The organism is Colwellia sp. D2M02, assembly GCF_018860755.1.
GTDB classification, from domain to species: Bacteria; Pseudomonadota; Gammaproteobacteria; order Enterobacterales; family Alteromonadaceae; genus Colwellia; species Colwellia asteriadis.
In genome coordinates this window covers 224,098-230,991 of sequence record NZ_JAHKPW010000032.1, presented here as the reverse complement: position 1 = coordinate 230,991, position 6,894 = coordinate 224,098, and the positions used below count along the sequence as shown (strand labels likewise).

The following is a 6,894-nucleotide window of genomic DNA, read 5'->3' as shown; positions in this document are numbered from 1 at the left end:
GAGCCTTTGTCGTGTGGTTGTTCAGGACAATAAACTCCTGCATTGTCTAATAAGCTACACCCCTGTAGCGTCACACAAAAAGGTGATAACGCAGTGAAAATGCCCCACAAACGCTGTCCGCCGCGATTTAAACGCTTTTATCTCGAACAAAAGTTAACCGCGAAAGAGCAACCGCCCCTAGATAAATAAAAATAAATTAGGATGAATAGTTTATGTTGCTGAGTCACACCATAGATAACATTAGAAAATCGCCACAGGTATTGGTAGAGAATAAGTTAAGCTTTGCTGGCCCTGACTCTGAGTTGGCTATTTATGACACCTATGAAGTGGCTAATAAGGTCAAGTTAAGCTCTGATCAGTTATTGTTTTGTGCCATGGTGACAGGAAAAAAAATTATGCATAGTGATGAAGACTATGCACGAGAGTTTCTTCCGCATCAGTCTTTTATTATGGCGCCGTATTATGACGTTGAAATAGACTTCCCCGAAGCTAGCTTAAATAAACCTACGACATGTTTAGCAATTGAATTATCGCGCGATAGAGTTAACCAGATCGCTAATAGTTTAAATGTAGAGCAACCGCTTAATCGAGAATTTGGTTGCTGGCAATATCATCATAAATTATTACATACTCATCACAATAACTATATCCAACAAGTGTTGAACCGCATTGTGCGAATGTATAGTGAAAACCATCCTGATAGAAATGTTATGATAGAGCTGGCGGTATCTGAGTTAACCATTAGATTATTGCGACAACAAACACGGGATTTTATTTTAACATTTACTGCTCAAGATCCTGAAAACAGCGGTTTAACCGCTGCTTTAAATTTTATACACCACCAGCTGAGCCAGCCTATTAATGTGGATGAATTAGCGCGCATTGCTTGTATGAGCAGAACCAAGTTTTTCAGCCAGTTTAAGCAACATCTAGGCTGTAGCCCTTTGGTGTATCAGCAACAAATCCGACTAAAAAAAGCGGCCGAAAGTCTGGCGCAAGGCCAGCAAATAACACAAACTTGTTTTGCGTTAGGGTTTGTTAATAGCAGTCACTTTAGTCGCTGCTTTAAAGCCTTGTATGGGATAAGCCCGCGAGAGTATAAAAGCCGCCACACTACGATGCAAACTCCTCAGTCAGCAGATAATCATCAATAAATTAACTGTTAATTAAATAGCTAACAACAAACTAAAAAGCTTGCTAAAATTACCACCGTTAATTTTTTCAGTTCACTATTTAGGATATACATGGCTATTAATTGGTTTCCCGGTCACATGCACAAAGCGCAAAAAGAGATCAAAGAAATATTACCGCAGATTGATGTAGTCATTGAAGTGTGTGATGCACGATTACCCTTTAGTAGTGAAAACCCGATGATCACTGAGATCAGAGGGGATAAACCACTGATTAAAATTTTAAATAAAAGTGACTTAGCAGACCCAGAGTTAACAAAGCTATGGCTTAATTATTTAGAGTCTCAACACAATGTTAAAGCGATTGCGTTAACTACCGATAACCCCTCAGTAGCTAAAACCTTACCTAGCCTTATTCGTAAACTTGTACCAAATAAAGATGAAACCGGTAAGCAAATTAATGCCGTTATTATGGGAATTCCTAATGTTGGAAAATCAACTTTGATTAATACCTTAGTTGGTAAGGCTAAAGCTAAAGTAGGGAATGAGCCAGCGGTAACGAAAGGGCAACAGCGCATTCGCCTTGAGGAAGGTTTATACCTATTTGATACCCCAGGGATGCTGTGGCCTAAAATTGCAAATGAAAATAGTGGATATCGTTTAGCCGTTTCAGGGGCAGTAAAAGATACTGCTTTTGATCACGATGATATTGCTTACTTTGCAGCCGAATATTTATTGAGTGCTTACCCTGAACGTGTACTAGAGCGTTATAAGCTTGATGAATTGCCCCAACATGAAGAAGACTTAATTGAAGCAATAGGTAGACGGCGAGGTTGTGTGAAAAGTGGTGGCCGTGTTGATTTACATAAAGCGGCGGTTATTCTTATTAATGAAATTCGAGATAAAACCCTCGGTTCATTAACCTTTGAAAAACCGGATATGATCGAAAGCGAAAATCTGCATTTTGCCGAATTAGAAGAAAAACGCGTTGCAGCCCGCGAAGCTAAAAAACTAGCACGAGGTCGTGGCCGCAAAAACAAACGCTAGCACTTATTCGAACGCAAGTTGTACATCTTAACAACTTGCGTACACCACTTAGTCAACCCAAGGACGTTATTATGAACGTGAATAATGAATTTAGCTTACATCCTCAATTAGCCAAAGATAGTATTGAGTTAGCGCAATTACCATTATCAACATTATTATTATGTAATGACAGCACTTACCCTTGGTTTATTTTAGTACCAAGAGTTGCTGATATTAATGAAATATACCAGCTTGATTGGCAGCAGCAACAACAGTTATTAAATGAATCGAGCTTGTTAAGTGAGCTGTTAATGCAAACTTTTCAAGGTGATAAGATGAATATTGCCGCCTTAGGTAATGTAGTTGAGCAATTACATCTTCATCATGTGGTGCGCTATAAAAGTGACGCTTGTTGGCCTAAACCTATTTGGGGACAGCAACCGTTAGTTGCTTACGATGAGCAATCGTTGCAGGCACTGAAAGAAAAATTGTTGCCGCAACTTAAGGCTGTTTTGGCAACTTACCGTTAAACCAACCTAACCTTATACGCCATACTCTTATCATCTTTTAATCCATAGTATGGCGTACATATCTAATAATAACCTTTATGCACGCTTTTTAATTATTTTTAAATTATAACTGTATGATTTATAGTTGAAAGTTGTAAACTAGCACCCTGAGTAATATTTCATGTATAAAAAACTCATGCTGACTGTTTTTTATGCTGGTCTGAGTTGTTTATTGTAATGATATATGCCTATAATAATGTGAATTTTTTGTTACATTTCATCTGTTTCACCTAATGTTAGAGATAATGGTAATGAGTAAAATTGAGATAATACATGAATAAAATAACAAAAGGTTTTACCTTAATTGAGCTAATGATAGTGGTTGCTATTATTGGCATTTTATCCGCCATAGCATTTCCATCTTATCAAGCATACATGCAAGATGGTCGTCGAGCCGATGTACAACATTTTGCCCTGCAACAGGTGGCTATTTTAGAAAGAGCTTATACACGAACAGGGCAGTATCCAGCTGCAGGTCGCGCAGTTGGAGAGTTTCAAGTGACAGCAACAGATTTTTATACTTTTACTTATACGCCTACAGCAAGTACAGGTGCACTGAATGATCAATTTGTTTTATCAATAGCTCCTAAATCGGGTAGCGCTCAAGCAGGCGATAAGTGCGCTACTATGACGATTAATCACCAAGGGCAACAAGGTTCATCATCGTCACTGACTGATTGTTGGGGCTGATTTTAGAAAAATTTCTTTTTATTTTAAGTAAAATGACAGCGCTATCATTAATGTTAATTATTTGTTATAGATTAACGTTGGATATTTGAATTGTTTAAACATTAATAACTGTGAAAAGGTTGATAAATGCAGTACCAAAATAAGTACCAAGACAAGATTAATCAAAAACAAGGTGGTTTTACGTTAATTGAGTTGTTATTTACAGTTGCTGTTATAGGTATTTTAGCATCAGTGGCTTTACCTTCATGGTCTGCACAAATGAAGCGTGAACGTTTGGTGTCTAATGCTAACCAATTACACAGTGTCTTTAAGTTTGCACGTAGTGAAGCCGCTAAAAGAGATACAGCTATTGTTTTAAATGAAAATTCAGGCGATTGGCAAGTGATATTATCAGGCAATACCTTACAAGCTTTTTCACCAAGCCATAGCACTATTTCTGTTTCCGGTCTTGTTAACTTAAATATAACGGCATCAGGTGAAACAGGTGGCGGTACTTTTTTAATTCAAGATGGCGATACGGATACCGTTGATTACTGTTTAACGGTATTGCCAAGCGGGCAAAGCTTTCTAGTGAATAATAATGTTTGCCCATGAAGGTCATTTTATGAAGAACCAGATAAGTAATAAGCGATTAAACTCTGTAGCCTTTAGCAAAACAGCAAGAAGCATTCAAGGGTTTTCTATGGTTGAGGTACTAATAGCATTAGTACTTTCTACTATTGCCTTATTAGGGCTTGCTGCCGCTCAACTAAAATCACTGCAGTATGCAACTAACAGTTTTAATTATACCGTATCGCTTATTCAGGCAAATAATGCCATAGAGCGAACTTGGGCTAACTTATGTGCTTTACAAACCGCAGGAGCAATAGATGCGGCGCATGAAGCTAATATTCAACCTCAAACACCTTATTACACGTTAACAATCCCTCCGGCACAATTAGCAGCTTTTGCGAATAATCTTAATATTACCGTGAGTTGGATCGATACTCGTTTAGATGATGAGGCCGAGGCTAACGTTGATCAAAATCAGGCGGTTGTTAATGCACAGTTTTATCAAATATGTCCTTAATTATGATGAATAACATTAAAAAAACAATAAGAGCAACAAGAGGATTTACACTCGTTGAATTGATGATTGCCTTGGCAATTAGTGGCATTTTACTGTTGGGTGTTGTTGGCACTTATTCGTCAATTAGTGCAACGATTCAAGCAAGCCAAGAACTTGAAAATGCTCAAGAAGTTATTCGTTATAGTGGAACGGTTTTTACGCGTAGTTTAAAGCAAGTTGAAAGTACCGCATCGGTAAATGTGACTAATGCAGGGAATACTTTAACGGTAAGTTTACCGGCAAATGCAACGTCATGTTTAGGAACAAACCCCGTTGCCGCTTTTATTGAAATGTATGATTTTGTTGCTCCCAATTTAACTTGTTCAATTAACGGCGCTCCTGAAATAAGGTTATTAACCGGTATGGCAGATATGAATTTTAGTACTAATGGTGATTTAGTTAGCATTCAAGTAACCCCACTAGTACTTAGAGCTGATTTTGGTGGCAGTGTGAATATTGATGTGGCGTTAACTACCGCCATTTTAAGAGCAAATATATAAAGATTATTAGAATAGGGATGCTGTTAACGATAAGTTAATAACAAATTATTCAGGGATGGTATGAAAAACCAGCAAAATGCAATGAATATTCAGGTTGATAATATGCAGAATTCTATGTTGACAAATTACAAAGCAAAACAAGGTGGCTTTACTTTAATCACGGTACTTATTTTAAGTAGTTTAGCCAGTATTTTGGTACTGAGCTCATTAAGAGATAATGTAAATCAAGAGCGCTTAAGTGGTAATTACCAGAAAAAACTTAATGCGCGTTTAGTCAGTGAACAAGGTGTATTTGATTATATAGCAGCGGCACAAGCATATATAGCTAATAACCCGAGTAGCACCCTTGCAGAGTTAACCGCCGCTTTGGCAGCACAGGAGTCGGGAACTGGTACATTAGCAGGGACCCAATACTCAGTTACACCGACTGTTGACGGTGGTGAGTTAATTTTAGCGAGTGACGGTAACCGCTTTGAAGGTTTAAATCGCTTAACAGCGCGAATAGCCATTACCCCAGGTGGTGCTAGCTCTCCTTTTGCTGATGCCGTTGTTGGTTGTGATGGTGTCGGTTTAGGTGGTGGTGGTAAAATTGATAGTTTTGACTCCAGCGACCCAACCTTTAGTGGTGGGGCTGACGTGTCAACAATTAATCCAGGTGCTGACGTTGATGTATCTTCTGGATCAAGTGGTAATGCCATTCTGGTTGACGGTGATATAAATTCAACGGGTGATATTAACTTAGGTACCTCTGTGGTTAGCGGTAATCTACATGCTAATGGTAGTATCACGATTGCTACAGGATCTTTGGTTGAGCGAGTTGGCGGTAATGTTTTAGCAGGTAAAAATTTTACTATTACAGATGGCATTATTGGTGGTTATGTTCGGGTTAATGAAGATGCTAAATTAGTACGATCTGATATTACTAATACAGCACAAATTCTGCCTGACATTTTATATGGTGGTACCTATACACCAGGTGGCATGACCAAAGATTACACAACTAGTGAGTTTAATGTTCACCCGCATGTCAGTAAGGTCAAAGAATATGATCCAGACGCAGCTTTGCTTCCTGGTTATGATAAAACCGATCCCGCGATTAACTGTGACCATTTGTCAATTGAAAGTAAGGTTGATGTTATTGATAATGTTCCTGGTACACTATATGAATTAGGTACTGAGAGCTCTAGTGTTTTTACTTTTACTGAATCTAATTATAGCACTAAAGCTAAATATACAACCGCTGGTGATAATAGAGTATTTTCTTCGGTGCAAGCTTCAGTGTTAGGTGAGGTTTTACCCGTTATTAAAATGAGTAAACTTTATTTAGGTGCTGATGCAAATGCTGTTATTTCAGGTGATGTAACGCTATATTTAACGGGCGACTTCACCTTAACAGGTGGTTCAAAGATGACAATACTAGAGGGCAGTAGTTTAACCCTTATTACTAAAGGTAAGGTAAGTGTTAATGCTGGCAGTGCAATTGTTGCTGAAAAATTCGGATTTACCGATGGCTCCAATGGTAAAGCTCCGCGCCCTGTGATGAGTATTTATTCATCTTATAGTGATACAAGCACTAATCGCGGTATTATCCTTGATGGGGCAGGTGAATTTTATGCTGCTATTTATGCACCATTAACAAATATTGAGCTAGGGGCAGGGACCACATTGCTAGGCGCTATGCGCGGAAAAACGGTTAAGGTCGATGGCGGCGCGAAAATACGTCATGATAACGTGCTCACAAAGAGCAACGGTGGTGGTGGTTCAAGTAGTACCCCGGTAATTAGCTTTGTTGGCTTTCAATATTAGCTAGCAGTATTGAAGTGCTTTTTGACAGTATTTACTATAAACCAAGGTAAGTACTGTACAGGCAA

8 protein-coding genes are annotated in these 6,894 nt (G+C 38.5%); all 8 read left to right on the top strand.

The annotated features are described in order from the left end of the window. Window positions 1–212 precede the first annotated feature (212 nt). The 8 genes from KO495_RS05095 (at window position 213) to KO495_RS05060 (ending at window position 6,829) form a co-directional block, all read left to right on the top strand. Window positions 213–1,154 (top strand): helix-turn-helix domain-containing protein, encoded by a 942-nt coding sequence (locus KO495_RS05095; protein WP_215979298.1) that lies wholly within the window; start codon window positions 213–215, stop codon window positions 1,152–1,154. A 90-nt stretch (window positions 1,155–1,244) separates the two neighbouring features. Next, window positions 1,245–2,177 (top strand): ribosome biogenesis GTPase YlqF, encoded by a 933-nt coding sequence (gene ylqF, locus KO495_RS05090; RefSeq protein ID WP_215979297.1) that lies wholly within the window; start codon window positions 1,245–1,247, stop codon window positions 2,175–2,177. 71 nt (window positions 2,178–2,248) lie between these two features. Next, complete coding sequence (locus KO495_RS05085) at window positions 2,249–2,686, top strand: HIT domain-containing protein (protein ID WP_215979296.1); 438 nt, start codon at window positions 2,249–2,251, stop codon at window positions 2,684–2,686. Window positions 2,687–2,998: 312 nt separating this feature from the next. Beyond that, window positions 2,999–3,415, top strand: coding sequence for a type IV pilin protein (locus tag KO495_RS05080; protein ID WP_215979295.1), 417 nt, complete (start codon window positions 2,999–3,001; stop codon window positions 3,413–3,415). A 126-nt stretch (window positions 3,416–3,541) separates the two neighbouring features. Continuing rightward, the gene (locus KO495_RS05075) at window positions 3,542–4,009 is read left to right on the top strand and encodes a GspH/FimT family pseudopilin (protein WP_252738805.1); all 468 of its coding nucleotides are present in this window, start codon (window positions 3,542–3,544) and stop codon (window positions 4,007–4,009) included. Between the two features lie 10 nt (window positions 4,010–4,019). Beyond that, a complete protein-coding gene (locus KO495_RS05070) occupies window positions 4,020–4,484 on the top strand; it encodes a prepilin-type N-terminal cleavage/methylation domain-containing protein (RefSeq protein ID WP_215979294.1) in 465 nt (154 codons plus the stop codon). Window positions 4,485–4,486: 2 nt separating this feature from the next. Next, window positions 4,487–5,023 (top strand): prepilin-type N-terminal cleavage/methylation domain-containing protein, encoded by a 537-nt coding sequence (locus KO495_RS05065; protein ID WP_215979293.1) that lies wholly within the window; start codon window positions 4,487–4,489, stop codon window positions 5,021–5,023. 60 nt (window positions 5,024–5,083) lie between these two features. Then, entirely contained in the window at window positions 5,084–6,829 is a 1,746-nt protein-coding gene (locus KO495_RS05060; protein WP_215979292.1) for a pilus assembly PilX N-terminal domain-containing protein, read from the top strand. The last annotated feature ends 65 nt before the right edge of the window (window positions 6,830–6,894 follow it).